21 protein-coding genes are annotated in these 20,290 nt (G+C 63.4%); 12 read left to right on the top strand and 9 right to left on the bottom strand.

From position 1 onward, the window contains the following. Positions 1 to 292: 292 nt before the first annotated feature. Positions 293 to 901, top strand: coding sequence for a ClpP family protease (locus ACBG85_RS28480; protein WP_116057617.1), 609 nt, complete (start codon positions 293 to 295; stop codon positions 899 to 901). Between the two features lie 4 nt (positions 902 to 905). Further along, positions 906 to 1,493, top strand: a complete 588-nt coding sequence (locus ACBG85_RS28475) for an ATP-dependent Clp protease proteolytic subunit (protein ID WP_003945993.1) — start codon at positions 906 to 908, stop codon at positions 1,491 to 1,493. On the opposite strand, the gene ACBG85_RS28470 is transcribed toward ACBG85_RS28475, so the two are convergent. The 3 genes from ACBG85_RS28470 to ACBG85_RS28460 are packed head-to-tail and all read right to left on the bottom strand — an operon-like array spanning position 1,494 to position 3,239. Continuing rightward, positions 1,494 to 1,862: a helix-turn-helix domain-containing protein gene (locus ACBG85_RS28470; RefSeq protein WP_003946041.1), complete on the bottom strand. Its 369-nt coding sequence runs from the start codon at positions 1,860 to 1,862 to the stop codon at positions 1,494 to 1,496. A gap of 58 nt (positions 1,863 to 1,920) precedes the next feature. After that, positions 1,921 to 2,418 carry a TIGR04338 family metallohydrolase gene (locus ACBG85_RS28465; RefSeq protein WP_054781392.1) on the bottom strand — a complete coding sequence of 166 codons (498 nt, stop codon included), beginning with the start codon at positions 2,416 to 2,418 and terminating at the stop codon, positions 1,921 to 1,923. After that, on the bottom strand, positions 2,415 to 3,239 hold the full coding sequence (locus tag ACBG85_RS28460; RefSeq protein WP_030537724.1) for a DUF2786 domain-containing protein: 825 nt from the start codon (positions 3,237 to 3,239) through the stop codon (positions 2,415 to 2,417). The genes ACBG85_RS28465 and ACBG85_RS28460 overlap by 4 nt, the downstream gene beginning before the upstream one ends. 114 nt (positions 3,240 to 3,353) lie before the next feature. On the opposite strand from ACBG85_RS28460, the gene ACBG85_RS28455 reads away from it, so the two are divergent. From ACBG85_RS28455 to ACBG85_RS28430, 6 genes are all read left to right on the top strand, one after another. Beyond that, complete coding sequence (locus tag ACBG85_RS28455) at positions 3,354 to 4,427, top strand: ABC transporter ATP-binding protein (protein WP_003946073.1); 1,074 nt, start codon at positions 3,354 to 3,356, stop codon at positions 4,425 to 4,427. Positions 4,428 to 4,597: 170 nt separating this feature from the next. Then, positions 4,598 to 5,887: an ABC transporter substrate-binding protein gene (locus ACBG85_RS28450; RefSeq protein ID WP_007735225.1), complete on the top strand. Its 1,290-nt coding sequence runs from the start codon at positions 4,598 to 4,600 to the stop codon at positions 5,885 to 5,887. 20 nt (positions 5,888 to 5,907) lie between these two features. Beyond that, complete coding sequence (locus ACBG85_RS28445) at positions 5,908 to 7,083, top strand: carbohydrate ABC transporter permease (protein WP_007735224.1); 1,176 nt, start codon at positions 5,908 to 5,910, stop codon at positions 7,081 to 7,083. After that, positions 7,080 to 7,916: a carbohydrate ABC transporter permease gene (locus ACBG85_RS28440; RefSeq protein WP_003946046.1), complete on the top strand. Its 837-nt coding sequence runs from the start codon at positions 7,080 to 7,082 to the stop codon at positions 7,914 to 7,916. Before ACBG85_RS28445 ends, ACBG85_RS28440 begins: the two co-directional genes overlap by 4 nt. 19 nt (positions 7,917 to 7,935) lie before the next feature. Beyond that, positions 7,936 to 8,145, top strand: a complete 210-nt coding sequence (locus ACBG85_RS28435; protein ID WP_019746112.1) for a hypothetical protein — start codon at positions 7,936 to 7,938, stop codon at positions 8,143 to 8,145. Positions 8,146 to 8,257: 112 nt separating this feature from the next. Further along, the gene (locus tag ACBG85_RS28430; RefSeq protein ID WP_372025660.1) at positions 8,258 to 10,447 is read left to right on the top strand and encodes a transglycosylase domain-containing protein; all 2,190 of its coding nucleotides are present in this window, start codon (positions 8,258 to 8,260) and stop codon (positions 10,445 to 10,447) included. 24 nt (positions 10,448 to 10,471) lie between these two features. On the opposite strand, the gene ACBG85_RS28425 is transcribed toward ACBG85_RS28430, so the two are convergent. After that, entirely contained in the window at positions 10,472 to 11,770 is a 1,299-nt protein-coding gene (locus ACBG85_RS28425) for a hypothetical protein (protein ID WP_372025658.1), read from the bottom strand. Between the two features lie 139 nt (positions 11,771 to 11,909). Then, positions 11,910 to 12,968, bottom strand: coding sequence for an SDR family oxidoreductase (locus ACBG85_RS28420; protein WP_372025656.1), 1,059 nt, complete (start codon positions 12,966 to 12,968; stop codon positions 11,910 to 11,912). 91 nt (positions 12,969 to 13,059) lie between these two features. Between ACBG85_RS28420 and ACBG85_RS28415 the strand changes: the two genes are divergently transcribed. Together ACBG85_RS28415 and ACBG85_RS28410 are read left to right on the top strand one after the other, a co-directional pair. Continuing rightward, on the top strand, positions 13,060 to 13,371 hold the full coding sequence (locus ACBG85_RS28415) for a helix-turn-helix transcriptional regulator (RefSeq protein ID WP_007735219.1): 312 nt from the start codon (positions 13,060 to 13,062) through the stop codon (positions 13,369 to 13,371). A 150-nt stretch (positions 13,372 to 13,521) separates the two neighbouring features. Further along, a complete protein-coding gene (locus tag ACBG85_RS28410; RefSeq protein WP_099696926.1) occupies positions 13,522 to 14,913 on the top strand; it encodes an amidase in 1,392 nt (463 codons plus the stop codon). Here the strand turns inward: ACBG85_RS28410 and ACBG85_RS28405 are convergent. Then, complete coding sequence (locus ACBG85_RS28405) at positions 14,905 to 15,636, bottom strand: MBL fold metallo-hydrolase (protein WP_003946042.1); 732 nt, start codon at positions 15,634 to 15,636, stop codon at positions 14,905 to 14,907. The two genes, ACBG85_RS28410 and ACBG85_RS28405, sit on opposite strands and share 9 nt — an antisense overlap. A 97-nt stretch (positions 15,637 to 15,733) precedes the next feature. Here ACBG85_RS28405 and ACBG85_RS28400 point away from each other — a divergent pair, with 97 nt between their 5' ends. Next, positions 15,734 to 16,279, top strand: coding sequence for a hypothetical protein (locus ACBG85_RS28400; protein ID WP_372025654.1), 546 nt, complete (start codon positions 15,734 to 15,736; stop codon positions 16,277 to 16,279). Here ACBG85_RS28400 and ACBG85_RS28395 read toward each other — a convergent pair. Genes ACBG85_RS28395 through ACBG85_RS28385 form a run of 3 tightly spaced genes read right to left on the bottom strand, consistent with a single transcriptional unit; the run spans position 16,247 to position 18,793 of the window. Further along, on the bottom strand, positions 16,247 to 16,906 hold the full coding sequence (locus ACBG85_RS28395) for an enoyl-CoA hydratase-related protein (protein ID WP_007735215.1): 660 nt from the start codon (positions 16,904 to 16,906) through the stop codon (positions 16,247 to 16,249). The two genes, ACBG85_RS28400 and ACBG85_RS28395, sit on opposite strands and share 33 nt — an antisense overlap. After that, positions 16,903 to 17,562, bottom strand: coding sequence for a TetR/AcrR family transcriptional regulator (locus tag ACBG85_RS28390; protein ID WP_003946066.1), 660 nt, complete (start codon positions 17,560 to 17,562; stop codon positions 16,903 to 16,905). The genes ACBG85_RS28395 and ACBG85_RS28390 overlap by 4 nt, the downstream gene beginning before the upstream one ends. Positions 17,563 to 17,605: 43 nt before the next feature. Beyond that, positions 17,606 to 18,793 (bottom strand): CaiB/BaiF CoA-transferase family protein, encoded by a 1,188-nt coding sequence (locus ACBG85_RS28385; protein WP_042450600.1) that lies wholly within the window; start codon positions 18,791 to 18,793, stop codon positions 17,606 to 17,608. 282 nt (positions 18,794 to 19,075) lie between these two features. Between ACBG85_RS28385 and ACBG85_RS28380 the strand changes: the two genes are divergently transcribed. Continuing rightward, positions 19,076 to 20,191, top strand: a complete 1,116-nt coding sequence (locus tag ACBG85_RS28380; protein ID WP_007735213.1) for an XdhC family protein — start codon at positions 19,076 to 19,078, stop codon at positions 20,189 to 20,191. The last annotated feature ends 99 nt before the right edge of the window (positions 20,192 to 20,290 follow it).

The raw sequence follows: 20,290 nt of genomic DNA, 5'->3' as shown, positions 1-20,290 counted from the left end.
CGCTCCTGACGAGAGGAATGGTTGTCTTCTCCCATCATGGCCGGGTGTGCGCGGTACCGCTACCGCCGCCGTCGGTGACGGGTTTGCCCGATCTTGTGCCCACCCCTTTTCGAGCGAACGGTACTTTCGGCGCCTTAGATCGACTGAACGTGCCGTTCGCTCAAACAGGGGGGCAGTCAAAGGGGGCGGGCAAAAAGGGGGGGCGGGCAAAGGCGGCGGGTAAAAACAGGGGTGGTCTGCCCACAGCAGACAGGCGGGGCCGCGGCACTGCAGCGCCGGTAGGAATGGATTCATGACTACTGAAGCGCCCGCCGATACCGGCTACCGTGACCTGTTGACAGACAGGCTCTTCCGACAGCGAACCATTCTGCTCACCGGCGAGGTCAACGACGCCATGGCCGAACGTGTGTGTTCGGAACTGGTGCTCCTCGCCACCACCGACCCCAAGCGCGACGTCGTGCTCTACATCAATTCACCTGGCGGGTCGGTGTTTGCCGGTCTGGCCATCTACGACACGATGAAGCTCATCCCCAACGACGTCGTGACGGTCGCGATGGGCTTCGCGGCCAGCATGGGCCAGGTGCTTCTCTGCTCCGGCACCCACGGCAAGCGAATCAGCTTGGCGCACAGCCGCATCATGATGCACCAACCTTCGGCAGGTATCGGTGGCACTGCGGTGGACATTGCGATCCAGGCCGAGAGTCTCGAGCTGATGAAGCGTCAATCGCAGGAAATCCTCGCCGCCGAAACGGGCCGGACCGTCGAAGAGATCGAGACCGACAGCGATCGGGATCGCTGGTTCACCGCCGAGCAGGCGCGCGAGTACGGAATCGTCGACCGCGTCGTGACCTCCTTCGCCGAGATAGCACCGCAAGCCACCTTCCCCAAGATCGGATTGTGACGTCATGTCCCAGTACACGATTCCCAGTGTCATCGAGCGAACACCAACGGGTGAGCGATCTTTCGACATCTTCAGCAGGCTGCTCAACGAGCGCATCGTCTTTCTCGGCACAGAGATCGACGACGGCGTCGCCAACGTCGTGATGGCTCAGATGCTGCATCTGCAAGCCGACAACCCGGATCGCGAAATCGGTTTGTACATAAACTCTCCCGGCGGTTCCACCACGGCGATGCTCGCGATCTACGACACCATGCAGTTCTTGAAACCGACGATTTCCACGTACTGCATGGGTCAAGCGGCTTCGGCTGCTGCAGTGCTTCTGGCCGCCGGCACTCCAGGCCATCGGCATGTTCTTGCCCATTCGCGGGTGCTGCTGCACCAACCGTCGACGCAAGGTAGTGGCACCATCTCGGACCTCGCGCTTCAAGCAGCCGAGATCCTGCGAATCCGGGAGCAGACCGAGGCGATTCTGAGTAAGCACACCGGTCAGAGCGTCGAGCGATTGCGTAAGGACACCGATCGCGACAGGATCTTCACCGCCGACGACGCAATTTCCTACGGGCTGGCCGACACCCTCATCGAAGGGAACTGACTAGGCCGCCATCAGGACGGGACCCGAGATCGGTGCGGGAGAGTGCCCGAAGGTGAGGGAGTTGAGCGCAACGATCCGGTTGCCCGCTCGGAACAGCAGGTGCTCGAGCGGCATCCCGAGCGCTTCGCAGATTGCGCGCAGAATTTCCGACGACGGTTCCTTCTTGCCCCGTTCGATCTCGGAGAGGTATTGCTTCGACATCCCGACCTTTGCGGCTACGTCGTCGAGAGTTCGGTCCTGATCGCGTCGAACCTCCCGCAGCACTCGTCCGTAGGCTTCACGAATCAGTGGGGGTTTGCGCACGGCAACAGCCGGATCGGGGAGTTCCGACTCACCCTTGACCAGGACCAGTCTGCGCGGCGCATCCATAGGCCGAGTATTCCAGCCGACCGGTACGGACACCACCGGGTTCGCCGAGGGCTGACATCTAGTCCGTTCGAACACCACCGGCAAGGAACATCGCTCGAAGAACGAAGGCCGCCTCGGGCCCGATGATCTCGCCGACAAGGCTCGTGTAGCGGTCGACGAACTCGGGCCCGTGGGAAGCCTCGTCGGAGGCGGGGTCGCCGAGGTGGTGCGCAAGTTCGTGCAAGACAACGAATTCGCGTAGCGCCCACCGGCCGTCACGGTCGTCCGGGACGGCGATGACGTCGTTCGAGTAGTGAGCGGCGGCATTGCCGCCGCGGGAGCGTACGGACACCGGAATGGTTGCGCGAGTCCAGGTCTCCCGTACCCAATTCAGCCCGAGTAGCTGATCGCAGTACGCCTGGACCGACTCCACGGAACCGAATTTGCGCTCGACCGGCAAGGTGATGGTGGAACCCATGACCTCGACGCTCCGAAGTCCACGCTCGTCGGCGCGATCGAACATGGTGCGCACCAACGTCTCTGCCTCGTAGACGGCGCTCCGCTGCGTATCCCTCACGAGTCCAGCTGCCCGCGCACCCCGCCGATCTCCGGAAGGTTCCCCAGACGTGCGGAGCGCGCAGCCCGATCACCCGCTCGTCGAGCATGCGAGGAATGCCCGGCGCTTGCGCGGCCGCCGCCCCGCCACGTCCCACGCGCTTTGGAGTTGGACGAGTAGTAGTCCTTCAGCTCGATTTCCTTGTTACGCAGCACGAGTGCGGTTTCGGAAGACGACGTGGCAGATTCTGCGATCGCAGTCTTCTCCGTCTCCTGCTTCGTCTCGGCCAACCGAGCGCCGATGCGGGACGCGTACGCCATCTGGAAGTTCAGGCGCGCCGTCACTCCGGCGACCGGCTTGCGGACCTGCGTGCTGACGCGTCGTCGTCCACGAGTTTCGACGACGGTCCGCACGGACGTTTCGCCGCGGTACGCCCCGGAACGCACGTACGCGTCGGAGTCACGCACCATCTGGAAGAGCAGGCTCGAATACAGGGCCTCACACACGTCGATGTCGCCGGCGAAGCCGTAGGCGTAGATGACGGCCGACGTCTGCGCGATGTCGCATTGCACGTCGTTGGCAGCGGCGATGGCGATGAACAACTGGGCGTACGTTCGCAGTCCGCGCTTGCCCGGTTCGCCGATGGTGATGAGCCGTTGAGTGGGCGTCGCACGCTTTTCCGAAGACGCGGTGTGCGCACGCGCGACCGCCAGGTCGATCGCGGAACTGGTGGCCAACCGCTGAGCGGCAGCCATGAAGGCTTCACCTTCGTGTGGATTGTCGGTGGACTCCGCTTGGCGAAGCAGCGCACCGATGCGGGTCAGCATCTTCTCCGAACTCACCGTGAAAGACTACGCTCGCGCGCCGACACGGACGTTTATGCTGCTAGCGCACACGCTCACCCTCGACTTGGATCGTCCGGCACGTTCCTGCCGGTAGAAGGGATCAACCCCGTCATGGCTTCAGTGACTTTCGAGAGCACCACCTGCCTGTTCCCCGGATCGAACACTCCGGCAGTGGACAAGCTCGACCTCGAGATCGAGGACGGCGAGTTCCTCGTCCTCGTCGGACCCTCCGGCTGCGGAAAGTCGACCACCCTGCGCATGCTCGCCGGGCTCGAAGACGTCCACAGTGGACGCATCCTCATCGGCGACCGCGACGTCACCGGTCAGGAGCCGAAAGAGCGCGACATCGCGATGGTCTTCCAGAACTACGCGCTGTACCCGCACATGTCGGTGGCCGAGAACATGGGTTTTGCGCTCAAGCTCGCCGGAACCAACAAGACGGAGATCCGCGCCCGCGTCGAAGAGGTCGCGAAGATGCTCGATCTCGAGCCGTACCTCGATCGCAAGCCCAAGGCGCTGTCCGGTGGCCAGCGTCAGCGAGTGGCGATGGGCCGCGCCATCGTTCGCCAGCCGCAGGTCTTCCTGATGGACGAGCCGCTCTCGAACCTCGACGCAAAACTCCGTGTGCAGACACGTACGCAGATCGCTCAGCTGCAACGACGCCTCGCGACGACGATGGTTTACGTGACCCACGACCAGGTCGAGGCCATGACGATGGGTGACCGCGTCGCCGTCCTCGAAAAGGGAATCCTGCAGCAGTGCGCCTCGCCGCGCGAGCTGTACAACAAGCCGAAGAACGTTTTCGTCGCCGGCTTCATGGGTTCACCCGCGATGAACCTCTTCACCCTCCCCGTCGTCGACGGCGGCGTCGCATTCGGTGACGGGATCGTTCCGGTTCCGCGCGAGACGATGAACGGCGTCGTCGAAACCGAGGTTGTTCTGGGTATTCGCCCCGAGCACCTCGAGATCGCAGCCGAAGGCCTGCCGATGGAGGTCGACGTCGTCGAGGAACTGGGCTCGGACGCCTACGTCTACGGCCGGACCACGATCGGCGGACGGTTGCAGCAGATCGTCTCGCGTGGTGACTGGCGCAATCCGCCGCAGAAGGGCGAGCGCGTCAACCTGCGCGTCGACCCCGAGAAGGTGCACATTTTTGCCACCACCGACGGGCGTCGCCTGGGTTAGGTGGACCTGTCAAACGACACATGACCGATTCAGGTTCGGCGTAATACCCACAAGTAGGGGTGTCTCGTGCCACAGTAGGGGCCGATGCCGGGAGCCGGCACTCATGGCGCATGCCGTGAGCAGGCTCTCGGTGACCGTCTATTTGTCATACACATACGGGGAGCGAATCCATGGTTCTGAACTCGAAGGCGATGCGCCGCGCTGCAATTGCAGCCACGGCAGCGTCCATGCTGGTACTGGCAGGCTGTTCGTCCGATTCGGACAAGGACAGCGGAACCAGCACCACGGCCGCATCCGGGGGATCGTCCTCGAGCGAAGGCCGCGGACCCATCACGATCGTCGAGGGGCAGGATGCCCTGAACGAGGCGCTCGAAAACATCATCTCCGACTGGAATGCCGAGCATCCGGACGAGAAGGTCACGCTCAAGCCGCTGGCGAAGGAAGCCAACGCGCAGGTCGACGACATCACCCAGCGCATGCAGGCCAAGAGCGACGAGTACGACCTCATCGGCGTCGACGTCGTCAACACCGCCCAGTTCGCCGCAAACGGTTGGCTGCTGCCGCTCGAGGGTGACCTCGCGATCGACGAGTCCGGCCTCCTGCCGTCGACCGTCGCTTCGGGCACCTACAACGGCAAGCTCTACGCAGCGCCGAAGAACACCAACGCCGCTTTCCTGTACTACCGCAAGGACCTCGTCGAGAAGGCTCCCACCACGTGGGCCGAGCTCAAGGAAAACTGCCCGAAGGCTGTCGAAGCCGGCATCTCCTGCTACATCGGTCAGTTCAAGAACTACGAGGGCCTGACGGTCAACACCACCGAGATCACCAACGCCTTCGACGGCCCGTGGGTCGGCCCGGACGGACTCACCCCGGCCATCGACGACAAGACGAAGGCAGGCGTTCAATCGATCGTCGACAACTTCGCCGACAACACGATCCCGCAGGAAGCGCTGACCTACTCCGAGGGCGAGTCGCAGACCGCGTTCGGCGACGGCAAGGCACTCTTCATGCGCACGTGGTCCGGCTTCTCGGTCGACGGTGAGAAGACCTCGGTTGCCGGCAAGTACGGCTACACCGTTCTTCCGGGTGTCGACGGACCGGGCGCTTCGACCGTCGGCGGCTACAACGTCGGCATCAGCGCGTACTCGGACGCACCCGCCACGGCTCGTGACTTCCTCGAGTTCATGCAGACCAAGAAGTCGCAGACGTACTTCACCGAGGTCGGCGGCGCACCCGTCCTCTCGGCTGTCTACGACGATCCGGCAGTGCTCGCTCAGTTCCCGTACTTCGCGACCCTGAAGGAAGCACTCGCCACCGCTCAGCCGCGCCCCGTCACGCCGTACTACACGCAGGTGTCGAAGTCGATCTCCGACAACACCTACGCTGCTATTCGCGGCGAGAAGACCGTCGAGCAGGCTTTGGCGGACACCAAGGCCGGCATCGAAACCGCCGGTAACTGATCTACCAGGAGCAATAAGCAATGGCAGAACCGCAGGATCCTTCCGCGGCTGTGCCTACCAACCCCACGGTCGGGGCCGGTTCAACCGGTCCCGACCGTTCGGGCGTTGGTGGGAGACACCGTGCACCGGAACCGCTAGAAGAGCCGTCGGCATCCGAGGCAGCAGGGACATCCCTGACCAAGGTTCTGCCTGACCTTGCAGCTACTCCACCCCCGCCGACCTCGCCCCCGCCTGCGTCGGCCGACAAGCCGAAGAAGCGTCGACGAGTTCCGGTGTGGGCGTTCGTCGCACCGTCGCTGATCGTTCTCGCCGTCATCATTCTGTATCCGCTCGGACGAGCGATCTGGATGTCGATGCACAGCGACGGCAAGAAGCTCGATCCCGAGACCGGCATGTTCGTCACCGGTCAGTTCACGTGGTTCGACAACTACAAGAACTGGATCACCCAGTCCTGCAACACCGCCAACGGCTCGATTCCCTGCCCGCCCGGCACACTCGGATCGCAGTTCTGGCAGTCGATCGGAAATACGTTCGGCTTCACCGTCGTCACCGTCCTGCTCGAGACGGTGATCGGTCTGTCGATGGCGTTGATCATGGCCAAGACGTTCCGCGGACGCGGTTTGCTCCGCGCTTCCGTGCTGATTCCCTGGGCCATCCCCACCGCCGTCACCGCGAAGCTCTGGTTCTTCATCTTCGCCAACGACGGCATTGCCAACAAGATCCTCGGCACCAACATCCTGTGGACGGCGGACCCCTGGCCGGCGCGATTCGCGATCGTCGTCGCCGACGTCTGGAAGACCGCGCCGTTCATGGCGTTGCTGATCCTCGCGGGTCTTCAGATGATTCCCGCCGACGTCTACGAGGCCGCCAAGGTCGACGGTGCGACGGCGTGGCAGCGGTTCCGCATGATCACGCTTCCGCTGGTCAAGCCCGCACTCATGGTGGCGGTGCTCTTCCGCACGATGGACGCGCTGCGCATGTACGACCTGCCCGCGATCATGATGGGATCCAATCCCGCCACCTCCACCATCTCGGTTCTGGTGGTCGATCAGATGCGCGTCGGCGCCAATTCGGCGTCGGCACTGTCCACCATCACGTTCCTCATCATCTTCGCTGTGGCCTTCATCCTGGTCCGATTCCTCGGAGCAAATGCGGTCAGCACGCAGGAAAAGCAGCGGAAGGGGGAGCCGGTATGAACAAGGCACTACGCGGCAAGATCGGCACCTACATCGGCGTCGTACTGATCATCGTGTGGGGACTCGCTCCCTGCTATTGGATGATCGTGACGGCGCTGCGCGACCCCGCGGACACGTTCTCGACGTCGCTGTGGCCCACCAATCTCACGCTGTCCAACTTCACCGCGGCGCTCGATCCCGACGCCAAGGTGAACTTCACCCGTGCACTGATGAACAGCCTCATCATCGCTGGCGCGACCACGCTGATCGCCTTGGTCATCGGCGTGTTCACGGCGTACGCGCTCTCGCGTTTCGATTTCCGTGGCAAATACTTCGTCACCGGAATCATCCTCGGCGCGTCCATGTTTCCGGTCGTCGCCCTCGTGACTCCGCTGTTCCAGCTGTTCACCGACATCGGCTGGATCGGCAGCTACAAAGCGCTGATCATCCCGAACATCTCGTTCGTGCTGCCGCTGACGGTCTACACGCTGACGTCGTTCTTCTCCGAACTTCCGTGGGAGCTCGAGGAGGCGGCGCGTATCGACGGCGCAACCCGTGGCCAGGCCTTCCGTCTGATCATGCTTCCGCTCGCCGCGCCGGCACTGTTCACCACCGCGATCCTCGCCTTCATCGCAACGGTCAACGAGTACCTGCTCTCGCTCCAACTCTCGAGTGACAAAACCGCGCCCGTCACGGTGGCGATGGCCAAATTCTCCGGAACGGACCCATTCGTCACGCCGTACACCTCGATCATGGCCGGCGGAACCCTCGTGATGGTCCCGCTGGTCATCATGGTTCTCATCTTCCAGCGACGCATCATCGCCGGTCTGACCGCAGGCGGCGTCAAGTCGTGATGCGGGCCGCACGGTTTCGATGAGGCGGGCTTCGCGCGCCCAGCGTATGGAGCTGATTGCCGGCTTCATCTCGGTCTTCGCCCTCATGGCGTTGATCGGCGCTGTGGTCGCGATCGTCAAGGGAGACCCCGGCGTGATGCCGTCTTTGGTGCTGCTCGGTTGCGTCGTCGCTCTCGGGCTCGCGTTCCGCGGATATCGGAACGCGGTCCGAGCAGAACGTCGCGAGTAGCCAGCCCGGTAGGGTGACATTTCGGTATCGCAGTTGCCGGGAGTTATCTGATCGAGATATCACCCTGGTGGAATGGTGCCGGTAAGTCCGGATCCACGACCGGGAGTGTTGAGTGAGTCCATCTAACAGATCGAGTGCGACGGGTGGCGATCAGTCGTCGGCTCGATCGGGCAAGTCGGCTAATTCGCCCCGGTCGAACAAGTCGGCCAAGCCCGCGAAAAAGCAGCGCTCGAAGTGGCGGAACGTCCGGCGGACCATCTACGTGCTCGTGCTCCTGATGGTCATCGTGCCCGCGTCGGTTTTTGCTGTCGCGTACAGCCGGACCGACGTCCCGCGCCCCTCTGACATGCAGACCAATCAGGTGTCCACCATCTACATGGCCGACGGCACGACCGTGCTCGGCAAGGTAGTGCCGGCGGAGGGAAACCGCACCGAGGTCGCGTTGTCGGCCATCCCGATTCACGTCCGCGATTCGGTGCTCTCGGCGGAGGATCGTAACTTCTACACCAACCCCGGATTCTCGATCTCCGGATTTGCTCGCGCTGCCCGCGACAACGTGATGGGCAAGGAAAGCGCCGGCGGTGGTTCGACGATCACTCAGCAATACGTGAAGAACGTCTTGGTCGGTGACAAGCGCAGTATCGACAGGAAGCTGCGTGAGCTCGTCATCTCCGCCAAGATGGCGCGCGAATGGTCCAAGGACGACATTCTTGCCGCGTATCTCAACACCATCTACTTCGGTCGCGGTGCGTACGGCATCGCCGCCGCGTCGAACGCGTACTTCGACAAGCCGGTCAGTGAGCTGAGTGTCGAGGAGGGCGCAGTTCTCGCGTCCGTCATCCAGAGCCCGTCGTTCCTGGACCCCGAGACCAATCTGTCCGCGCTGCAAGCGCGCTGGGACTACGTTCTCAACGGCATGGTGGAACTGGGCAGCCTGACCAAGACGGATCGCGACGCGATGCAGTTCCCGGTCGTCGCCCCCGCCAATCGGCCGACCGATCTGAACCAGGCGCCAGGACCCGAAGGCCACATCAAGACCCAGGTACTCAAGGAACTGGCCGAGGCCGGTATCAGCGATCAGACGCTGAACACCGCTGGTCTGCAGATCACGACGACCATCGACCCGGTTGCGCAGGAAGCTGCGCTGAACGCCGTCAGGCGGAATCTCGAGGGCGAGCCGGAAGACCTGCGGACCGCAGTAGTGTCCATCGACCCCAAGACCGGTGGCGTCGACGCCTATTACGGCGGTGACGACGGAGCCGGCTTCGACTACGCCCAGGCGCCGCTGCAGACCGGTTCAGCGTTCAAGGTCTTCGGTCTGGTCGCAGCATTGATGGAAGACATTCCGCTGTCCGCACGGTTCGACAGTTCACCGCTCACGATCAACGGCGTGACCATCGGAAACGTCGGCGGCGAATCCTGTGGTCGATGCACCATCGCCGAGGCACTCAAGCGTTCGCTGAACACCAGCTTCTACCGGTTGATGCTCTCGATGGAGAACGGTCCCCAGAAGATCGCCGACGCCGCCCACCTGGCCGGCATCCCCGAGCACATTCCCGGACTCGACTACCCGACGCTCACACAGGAGGGTGGTCCGCCGGAGAACGGAATCGTGCTCGGCCAGTATCAGTCTCGCGTTATCGACATGGCGTCCGCTTACGCGACGCTCGCCAATTCCGGTGTGTACCAGCAGCCGCACTTCATCCAGAAGGTCGTGACGGCCGAAGGTGAAGTCCTGCTCGATCGCCCGGTCTCTCCCGGTGAGCGTCGTCTCGATGCTGCCGTTGCCGACAACGTCACGCAGGCAATGCTCCCGATCGCGTCGTACTCGAACGGTCACGCGCTTGCCGGTGGACGCCCGTCTGCAGCCAAGACCGGTACCGCGCAGTTGGGTGACACGGGCCAGAACAAGGATGCGTGGATGGTCGGTTACACGCCGTCGCTGTCCACCGCGGTGTGGATCGGAACTTCCGACGCTCAGGCCATCACCAACTCCTACGGTGGTTTGATCTACGGCTCCGGAGTGCCTGCGGACATCTGGAAGAGCACGATGGACGGCGCGCTGAAGGGATCCGACTGGGAGAGCTTCCCGTGGCCGGACCCCATCGGCGGGCAGGCCGGCGTTCCCGCGAACTCCGGCGTGACCTCGGGGGACGGGACGGGCACGCCCACGACGGGCGCGGTCGCTCCCCCGGCGCCCATCGAGGTGCCCGGCCTACCGCCGATCGAAGTACCGCCGCTCCCCCAGTTGCCGCGTCAGATCGAGATCCTGCCGGGCATCGTCATCCCACTACCGGGCTGACAAGCAGCGCCCGATTTCCGGTTCTCAGGCCTGATCGTCGAAGAGACCGAGTTGGGTGGGCGCTGCATCCTTGGCGGGCAGTACGACGATGCGCAGTCCGCGCCTGAGGTTGCGGATCGCGTGCGTCCACGCGCGCTTCTCGCCCGCACACAGGTCGGTGTCGTCGTCCTTGCGGCGGATGGACTCGGTCAACGCCTCGTGCCAGGCAGTCTCCTGCTCCTGGCTGATCCGCAGGTAGTCGAGAATGGTGTCGCGGTCGTGCTCACAGATCACGGCAACCTCTTCGGCGCTGAGCTCGCCCGTTCCGTCTGCGTCGAGTTCGAGGAGCGCCATGAGAGCCGGAGGAAATTCGTGGCACTCGTGTGACTCGTATTCGGCACCGGGATCTTCGTGCTCGGAGGCCATGCCGTCGTTGAAGGCGGTGTCTCCGGTTGCGCGGATGGGTTGCCCGCCCAGTTCTTCGGCGAGTTCGTCGGATGCTTCGGCCAGTTCGGCGAACGAGCGCAGAGCCCGCAGCAGGTGCTCGGCGACGAAGGGTGCGCCGTCCACGCGGACCACGCCCAGCACACTCTGCTCGACGAGAATGAGCTTGATGGTCGGCCATTGCCGATTGAGCTGAGCAAGAATTACAGCAGCGTTCTCGAGGTTCTCCACCGAATGCACGACCCGCGAGAACACCTCTACGTACTCGTCGTCCTCGAGGACACGAACATAGGTGACCTGCTCACCGCGGACCAGCGGGATATCGCCGTCGTCGTCACGCTTGGGCGGATGACCGAGAAGGCGCTCGACGGCCCCGTCGACCAGGATCCGCAGCATGTCGCCCGAACCCGAGGGAGCGTGAGACGGCGTCGTGGCGAACGCCGGCGTCGACTCGCGCCCACTGGTGCTGGCACGCAGGAACGACGGGTGCGCAATGCTCCACATTTCACGGAAGACGCGCAACACCTTTGTCACCAGTTCCTCGGGACGAGCGCGGTCGACGTCGATGTAGAAGGACATGGACCCATTGCCCTCGGGTTCGTGCTCGCACAGATCGGGAGCGTTGAACCCCATGTCGAGCAGCGCTGAATGGTCTTCCGGTTCGAGCATCCGCAGTGGATGTAGAAACCTGTTGGAAGGAACTTCACAGCGCACGGAGGTCTGGTTCCATGCGAAGAACTGGATGCACGCGGGCGCGTCGGCCAGTTCGTCCATGCTGTCGTAATGCGACTCCACCACGAGGGTGTCGTCGTCCTCCATCACGGAGATGTAGCGAGCGAGATGAGTCTCGAAAGTAGTCCAGGCACTCAGGATTTCCAGATCGAAAGTATTGTCCGACATCGTCGCTCCTCTGGTCCGGGGGCGCATGGGGCCCTACCGACGACTCGCCGAAACCCCTGCTTTTCAAACCCCGCCTACGACGTTAGTCGTGGGGTCCGACAGTGACAGTGTTCGTAGGATCCGGGTGACCGTGTTTCAGTCAGGGGATTATCTTCCGAGCTTGCAGATTGGCGAAGATGTCGAGGAACATCGCTTCGGTGTCGACGTGGCGGTGAAATCCGAACCGACGAGCTTTCGATCCGTCAGCGAAAAAGTCGTAGTCCCATCCGAATACGAAGTCACCGAACCCCCAGGACGAGACATCGGAATACGGGGTCCGAGCAAGGTGGTGTTCCTCGACGAGTTCATCCCACACCGACTCCTTGTCCGCCATTGCGACATCGAGGGACATCGGGAGCGGAGGTGCGACGTCCATGTCGAAGAAGGCTGCGATCTTCGGCCACATCTCCTGCCAGCGGAACAGGTCGCCGTTGTTGATGTTGAACGCCTGATTTGCGCACTCGGGGTTGGTCGCGGCCCAGACCGTCGCTTCGGCCAGGAGTCCGGCGTCGGTCATCTCGATCAAGCTGGTGTACGCGCCGGGCTTGCCGGGGAATCGGAGTGGGACACCCAGTTTCTTCGAGATGGTCGCGTAGACGGCGATGACCATCGCGAGGTTCATCGGGTTACCCAGTGCGAATCCGGAGACGACCGAGGGTCTGATCGCCGACCATGTCCACGACTTGCCGAGCTGCCTGCGTTCGAGGAACTGCTGTTGGTCGACGTTGAACTCGGGTGGCATGTGCGGTGGATCGCTCTCGCGGGCCGGAGTTTTGAACGGTCCGAGGTGTGCCCCGTAAACCTTGTAGCCCTGCATCAGGCTGACGTGCTCGAGTCCGCCCGCAACGGGCTCGATGGCGTCGAGAGTGTTGACCAGCATCGCCAAGTTGGGCGGAACCAGCTCGGCCCATGTCGGGCGGTCTTGATAGGCGGCGTAGAAGACGTGAGTGACGTCGCCCAGTCCGCTCAGTGCTGCTGCAGTCCGGTAAGGATCGAGCAGGTCGACTGCGATGTGTTCGACCCGGTCGGTGTCCGTACCGCCTCGCCGCGAGAGTCCGATGATCTTCCATTCTCCGGTCGACTCGAGGTGATCGATCAAGTTCCCACCGATCACGCCTCGGGCTCCGATCACGAGTGCCACTTTGTCGTGCTGCACCATTTCAGCCTCCCATTGGTATATCGCGATGTTGCGATATAGGGAGTGAACCACACATATCGGCATTTCGCGATCTAGCGGTATGCTCACGAACATGGAAGACGCAACAACCGAGTGGGAAACGGCGTTCAAGGCGCTGGCCAACCCGATGCGTGTGCAAATCCTGCAGTGGTTGAAAGACCCCGGGAGCTTTCCCCCTCAGCTCGAGCCTGCTGAGGAGGTCGGAGTGTGCCTCAAGCACATACAAGCGAGGGCGAAGGTGTCGCAATCGACGGCGTCTCAGTACATGGCCGCACTCCAGGCCGCGGATCTGGTGACCACCACACGAATCGGTCAGTGGCGGCATTACAAACGAAACGAGCAACAGATCGAGAAGCTTGCTGCATTCATCAGGCAGGGTTTGTAGGTACCAGCACCTGACCGATCCCTCCGGGGCCGCCAACGTTGTGGCAAAACCTCACATCGCCGGCGCCGTCGGTATGTGCATTGTGGTCGTTTCTCGGGTTGCTCGTTGTCCTTAGGCTCGGCAGAGGATACTGGCAAGGAGAGGCGTGCGATGAGTCGTGAGAGCTGGGTGGGCCGTAATGCCCGATCCATCGCCGAGGCCGTGCGGTCGGGTCAGGCGTCGGCGCGGACCGTCGTCGAAGACCACCTTGCACGGGTCGACGAATGCAATGACGAACTCAACGCACTGGTCACCGTGTGCGCCGAGGAGGCTCGCACGGCCGCGGATGCCCTGGACGAACGACGCCTTCTCGGTGAGACACTCGGCCCCCTTGCCGGGGTTCCGTTCACGGTCAAGGACCTGATCGCCACTGCCGGCGTGCGCACCACTGCCGGTTCTCGCACTCTGGCGGACAACATCCCGACCGCCGACGCCCCGGCCGTCGCGGCATTCAAGGCTGCCGGTGCAATTCTGATCGGCAAGACCAACACCCCGGAATTCGGCGCGTGCGGCCTGACTCGAAACGAACTGTTCGGAACCACGGCCAGTCCGGTGCGACCGGACGGCGTCGTCCGGTCCCCCGGCGGATCGAGTGGCGGCGAGTCCGCGTCGGTTGCTGCCGGAATGAGCGTGCTCGGACTCGGTACGGATTTTGGTGGCTCGGTGCGTTGGCCCGCCCACTGCACCGGCCTCACTTCGGTTCGCCCGACGCTCGGCCGTATCGACCCTGAAGGGCAATACCCCGGCGTGCTTTCGGATGGACGGGTACTCGCCAATCCTGCGACGATGCACGGCACGATCCAGACCATCGGCCCACTGGCCCGCAACCTCGGTGATGCGGCGCTTGCGTTGCGCGTCCTGTCGATGCCGCATTTCTCGTGGAGCGAGCCTGATTCGGTCGACGTCGACGACCTCGACATCCGCTGGGCCACCGGCGAGGGAACGATTCCCGTCGACGAAGAAATCCGGTCAGCGGTTCGGACGGTGGCGATCAGCCTGGACGCGAGCGAGTACGACGGTCTGGCTCTGCCGCGGGCCAACGCGCTTTTCGGCGCGTTGCGATCGGTCGAGACCCACGCGGACATCCACTCTCTCGCCGCAGGTTCAGCGCACTCTTTCGACGCGGACATCACCGCCATGCTTGCGGCAGGCCGTGATCGCAGTTCCGCCGAGGTGGAAGCGCTGTGGGCGGATCGTGCGATGTTGATCGCCGACTTCCTCGACGAGATGGGCGACGTCCTGATTCTGCCGGTTGCGTCGGTGCTCGCTCCGCCGCTCGGTGTGGAGAGCTTCGAGGTGGGCGGTCGCAAACTCACGTGGATGGACGCGCTCGCGAGTTGCCGGGCGATCAGTGTGCTCGGCCTTCCGTCGGTCGTGGTTCCGGTAGGACTCTCCCGCAACGGTTTACCGGTCGGAGTGCAAGTGGTGGCCCGGCCGTTCCACGAGCATATTGCGCTGTCCGTGGCGGCGCGAATCACGTCGAATGCGCAAGCTCTAGTCTGACTTCCATCTTTCGGTTTCGGCTGCGAAACGTGTTGCGTACGAGTCGGCAAGGTCGTGAAGAGTGGTGACGCAATCGCCGTAGTACGTCGGTGCATGCATGGTCGCCAGAATCCGCGGCTCGAGGTCGGCCAGGGCACGGATCGTGGGTTCGAGATCCGGGGTGAGGCAGGTGGCGTGGCCCAAGTCCTCGGCTTCCAAAGCGGGACCGACGATTTCGTGCTCGGTGGTCGCGGGGTGGTGCCCGAACGCGGTGAAGAGATCTCCGCAGAACAGCGTCGACGTCGTCTCCTCGAACATCAGACCCGCGTCCCAACCGTGTGGGACGTGTGGGGTGTCGATGTGCCGGACTCGGCGGCTGCCGGTTTCGAGTACGTCGCCGTCCTGCAAGGGAAGTGGCGCCCGATCGGCCAGATCGTTGACCTGGACGAAGCACCCCATCGCACCGTGTGCAACTTGCGCTTCGGGGGCCGCCGCAAGCCAGGAGTTCATGGACCCGCATTCGTCGGCCTCGACGTGACCGAACGTGATCCATTTCAGACGGTCGATGTCGATCAGCGTGGAGAGTGCGTCGGAAGCCGAGGTGAACAACGCTCGCTGCCCGGTGTGGAAGAGCAAGGGTTCCTCGCCGTCGACGAGAAACTGGTTCATCGTGAGGTTCGCTTCGTCCACGAAGGTCGACAGTCGGTAGATGTCCGGCGCGATTTCGGTGATCGTGGTGGTCATCGCTGTGCTCCGATCAGGGCTGTTGTACACGTCAATCTGTCTTCTTCAGCCTTCTCGCCGCCCCGCGCCTGCACAAGGCTCTGCAATAGTGGAGGACGTGTTCGTACTGCTGCTGACAGGCCCGCCGGGCGCGGGGAAGAGTTCCGTGCTGACCGCGCTTCACGATCGACTCGGCGAGGCCGGGGTGAGCAACGCGATGATCGAGGTGGACGAACTCGAGCGGTGCTATCCGCCGCTGGGGACCGAACGGGCAATCGCACACGTCGGGATGCTGTCCGCGTCGTACCGGGAAGCGGGGTACGAACTCCTGTTCCTCACGGCGACCGTCGAAGACGACGACTACGGGCATGCCCTGCTGGCCGCGACCGGCGCCGAGGGGCACCTGCTGGCGCGCCTCGAGGCCGATCCGGATACATTGCGTACCAGAATCATCGAGCGTGAACCGACCGGCTGGGCCGGGTTGGACGAGTTGGTGGAGGCGTCACAACTGCTGGCCGGTTCGATGCCGACGCTCAGTGGAGTCGACGTGGTTCTGAGCACCGAAGGCCGCGATCCCGAGAGTGTTGCCGACGATCTGGAAGCGGCTCTGCGAGAACACAGTCCGTCGCTTCTAGCCGTCGGTGTTCAGAGCGGTGACCACTGAAGCGAACATCGTCGACTTGATTGCCCCCAGTGTGCCCGCATTCTTCGGGCCGATCGGTGCAACCATTTCGATGGCCTTGGCGGTCAAAGCGTCGACGGATGCGGTGAAGTCCACCAAACCGGCTGCGAATGCGTCACTTCCGCCGTATCGCCGCCCCGTGGTCATGGCGACGATTGCCGACGCCGGGCTGAGTTTGGCCTGGATGAGAGCTGCCATTCCTTCGGTGAAGGGGATGTTGATGTCCACCTCCGGGAAGCAGTAGTAGCCGCGATCATCGCGCATGACGCGGTAATCGTGCGCGATGCCGAGCATGGCGCCGGCTCCGAAGGCGTGGCCGTTGATCGCCGCGACGGTGGGCATCGGGAACGTCAGCATCCGGGCGAACAGCGACTGCACCTGCTGCACATACCACTTCGCCTTGTCGCCGTTCGCGCCCAGCCAGTCGAGGTCGAGTCCGTTGGAGTAGAACTTGCCCGTCGCCGTGGTGACCAGGGCATGTGCGCTTTCGCTCAAAGCCTGGTCGAGTAGCTTGTCGACGGAATCGAGCCACTCCGGCGAGAATCGATTCTCGTCCTCGCCGAGATCGAGAACGGCGATCTTGTCTTCGAAGCGCAGAGTTGCGGTCATGATTGGCCTTTCCTGTTGCGTGGCTTGGGCAGTGGTGGGTCGAGATGCAGAACCGCTCGAACGGCGGCATCCAACCGCGCGCGTGCTGCGGCGTCGGGGACTCGCCAACCGTCGGCGCGTTTGGCGGGATGAATGAGTAATCCGGTAGGCAGGCCGACAACACAGGCCTCGATTGCCTCGACGGCTCTGCCGTCCTTGCGGCCCCAGAGCGCGGTCGACAACCGGATGAACAACTCGACCAGAGACCGGTCGAGTTGTGTGAGTTGCTCGGCGATGTCGGCAGGGACGTCGGTGCCGAGCAGTTCGTCGCGCTGGATCGTCAACAGCAGCAACGCGGATTGTGGGTAGTCGAGCGCGAAGACGGCCGGAACTTCGGCGGCCGCGACGACGGCGGAAACCGCCGAAGTCGGCGACGGGTCCGCGAGAGCGTCGTCCACTCTCGATTGTTGAAGCGCGAGAAATCGTCGCGCAGCACGCAGCCACGCGCTACCGACCAGTCCACTGCGAGAGCCGAATGCGTGATAGATCGCCCCGTTGGATACACCGGTGGCGTCGGAGACTGCCCGGACCGTGACAGCGCTCGGCCCGGCAGTGGCGGCAAGTTTTTCGGCAGCGTCGAGCAGGGTGTCGAGGTCGTGGACGCGTGGCCGAGGCATGAACGCACAGTAACAGAGCGTCTGCTCTGTTACTAGTGTGCGGTCAGATCACCGAATTTGCGCGAAGATCCTCGATCTCCTCCGGGCGCAGGCCGAAGTCGGTGAGTACGTCGTCGGCGTCACCGCCGAGAGTCATGGGTGGCGCATTCCTGACGGGAAGGGTCTTGCCGTCCACCCAGAACGGTCCGCGGACAACGGGAATCGACGTTCCGTCGGCGCTCTGGGTCTGCTCGACCATCTGCAATGCCTCGACCTGCGGGTCGGAGAACACCTGATCGATCGAATGGATGGGGCCGCAGGGGATTCCGGCACCGCGGATCTCGGAGATCCATTGCGCTGCGCCCTTCGTGGTCAGTAGGTCCTCGAGTTCTTTGGTCAGTTGGTCTCGGTGCACCAAACGTTCTTTACCCGTGGCATATTCGGTACGGAAGGCGAGCTCGGGGTCGCCGAGTACCGAGCACAGTGCGATCCAGTGCTTGTCCGAGCCGGTGGCAATGTTGATCGGGAAGTCGGCAGTGTCGAAAGCGCCGTACGGCGTGATCGTCGGGTGCGTATTGCCGTTCGGCGTCGAAACCCGCCCGGTGCTCAGGTAGTCCTGCGCCTGGAAGGTCATGATCGAGATCGCGGATTCCAGCAACGAGGTCTGCACGCGGTGCCCACGACCGTCGCGTCCGCGCGAAGCCAGTGCCGCCGTGATTCCCAGTGCCGCGTAGATGCCCGAGACCGTGTCGATGATGGGGATACCGACCCGCATCGGGGTCTGTTCCCCGGCACCGGTGACCGACATCAGCCCGGACATGCCCTGGGCCACCTGATCGAGTCCGGGCGCGAACTGGTCCGGGCCCACCGGGCCGAAACCACTGATGCTCATCACGACGAGCCCTGGATTCTCCTGCTCGAGCGAGTCGGGATCGAGCCCCATGTCGGCCAGTACTCCCGGACGGAAGTTCTCGACCAGCACATCTGCGTCGAGGGCCAGGCTGCGAAGCAGTTTCCGCCCGCGGTCACTGCGCATGTCGATGGCGATCGACCGTTTGCCGCGGTTCACGGAAGCGAAGTAGAGGCTTCGATCGCCGTCGAACGGCGGCCACTGACGCGAACTGTCGCCGGAGCCACGGGTTTCGACCTTGACCACGTCGGCGCCGAAGTCCGAGAGCAGCGACGTGCACAGAGGCCCCGCGAGAGCACGGGTGAGGTCGAGAACTTTGATACCGCTGAGCAATTGGTCCATGGGAGAAACCTCGGTTCTGTGGTGTGCAACGTCGCCCACTCGATCCGTCGCACCATCTGCGTGAATTGCCGCTGCAGTGATCGTCGGAGAGGGGAAGAATGAAGGTCAGGCCTGCTTTCGGCTGGGCTCGGTGACAACACTGGTCGAGAGCGCAAGGTGATGCGACGGCGACATTGCACAACTGCAGGGCCCGGATTTAGGCGCATTGTGTGACAGGCAGGATTGCGGTGGGCCGATACCGTGAACTCTCTACGGACGGCGATGCAAGCGGGAGGCGAGGCGATGCGCGACATTTCCACTCAGCTGGCGCAGTGGCACGCCCGCGGCGAGGATTTTGCACTGGCGACGGTTGTCCGTACCTGGCGATCCTCACCGCGCATGCCCGGTGCTTCGATGGCCGTCTCACGCTCCGGCGAGGTGGTCGGCAGCGTCTCGGGCGGGTGCATCGAGAGTGCACTGTACGAGATCGCCCAGGAGGTTCTCGCCGACGGCACCAGTCGCGTCGAGGTCTTCAGCGTCTCCGACGACGACGCCATCGGAGTAGGGCTGACCTGCGGCGGAACCATCGAAGTGTTCGTCCAGGCCGTCGGAGCCGATTTCGTCGAGTTCGGTCAGGTTTGTGAACGGATCGAGGCCGATACGCCCGTCGTCGTGGTCACCGAAGTGCGTCCGGGAGCACCGGCACGGCACCTCGTCGTCGAGCACGGCCGACGCAGCGGAGATCTGGATGCCACGGAGGACGAGGTGTCCATCCTGCTGCGCACGATGGACACCGGTGAGTCCGTCGCTTTTGTCGCGCCGGCGGGAACTCTCATCGATTCGCAGCACGACCTGCTGGTCGAGATCTTCGCGCCACTACCGCGGATGTACGTGTTCGGGGCCATCGACTTCGCGGCATCGATGTGTACATTGGGCGCCTTTGCGGGTTACCGAGTGACCGTCGTGGACGCACGGCCGGTCTTCGCGACACGGGCGCGTTTCCCCGACGCCCACGATCTGGTCGTCATGTGGCCACACAAGTTCCTCGAAACCGCACCGATCGACAACAAAACCGTCCTGGCCGTGCTCACGCACGACGAGAAGTTCGACATCCCCCTGCTCGAGATCGCGCTGCGTTCGCCGGCTGCGTACGTCGGCGCGATGGGAAGTCGTGCGACGCATGAGCGTCGGGTGGCGCTGTTGAAGGAGCGAGGCGTCACCGACGCCGAGTTGGGGCGTCTGCACTCACCGATCGGGTTGGATCTCGGCGCGAGGACACCGGAGGAGACTGCAGTGTCGATCCTCGCCGAGATGACCAAGACCCTTCGCAATGCCTCCGGTTTGGAACTGCGGGATCTGCAGGGGCCGATCCACCCGCCACCTCAGGAGAATCCGACCGCCCTGCATCGAACGGCCTGAGTCGACTGCGCTGAATTCGGACATCTTGTGTTCGGTGGGGATAGGATCGTTTCTTTCGTGAACCATCTTCCGTGATCCGAATGAAATCGAGGTGCCTGC

This window comes from Rhodococcus sp. NyZ502 (genome assembly GCF_041464245.1).
Lineage (GTDB): Bacteria > Actinomycetota > Actinomycetes > Mycobacteriales > Mycobacteriaceae > Rhodococcus_F > Rhodococcus_F qingshengii.
The sequence above is the reverse complement of the archived record's forward strand: the minus strand, read 5'-3'. Positions and strand labels throughout refer to the sequence as shown.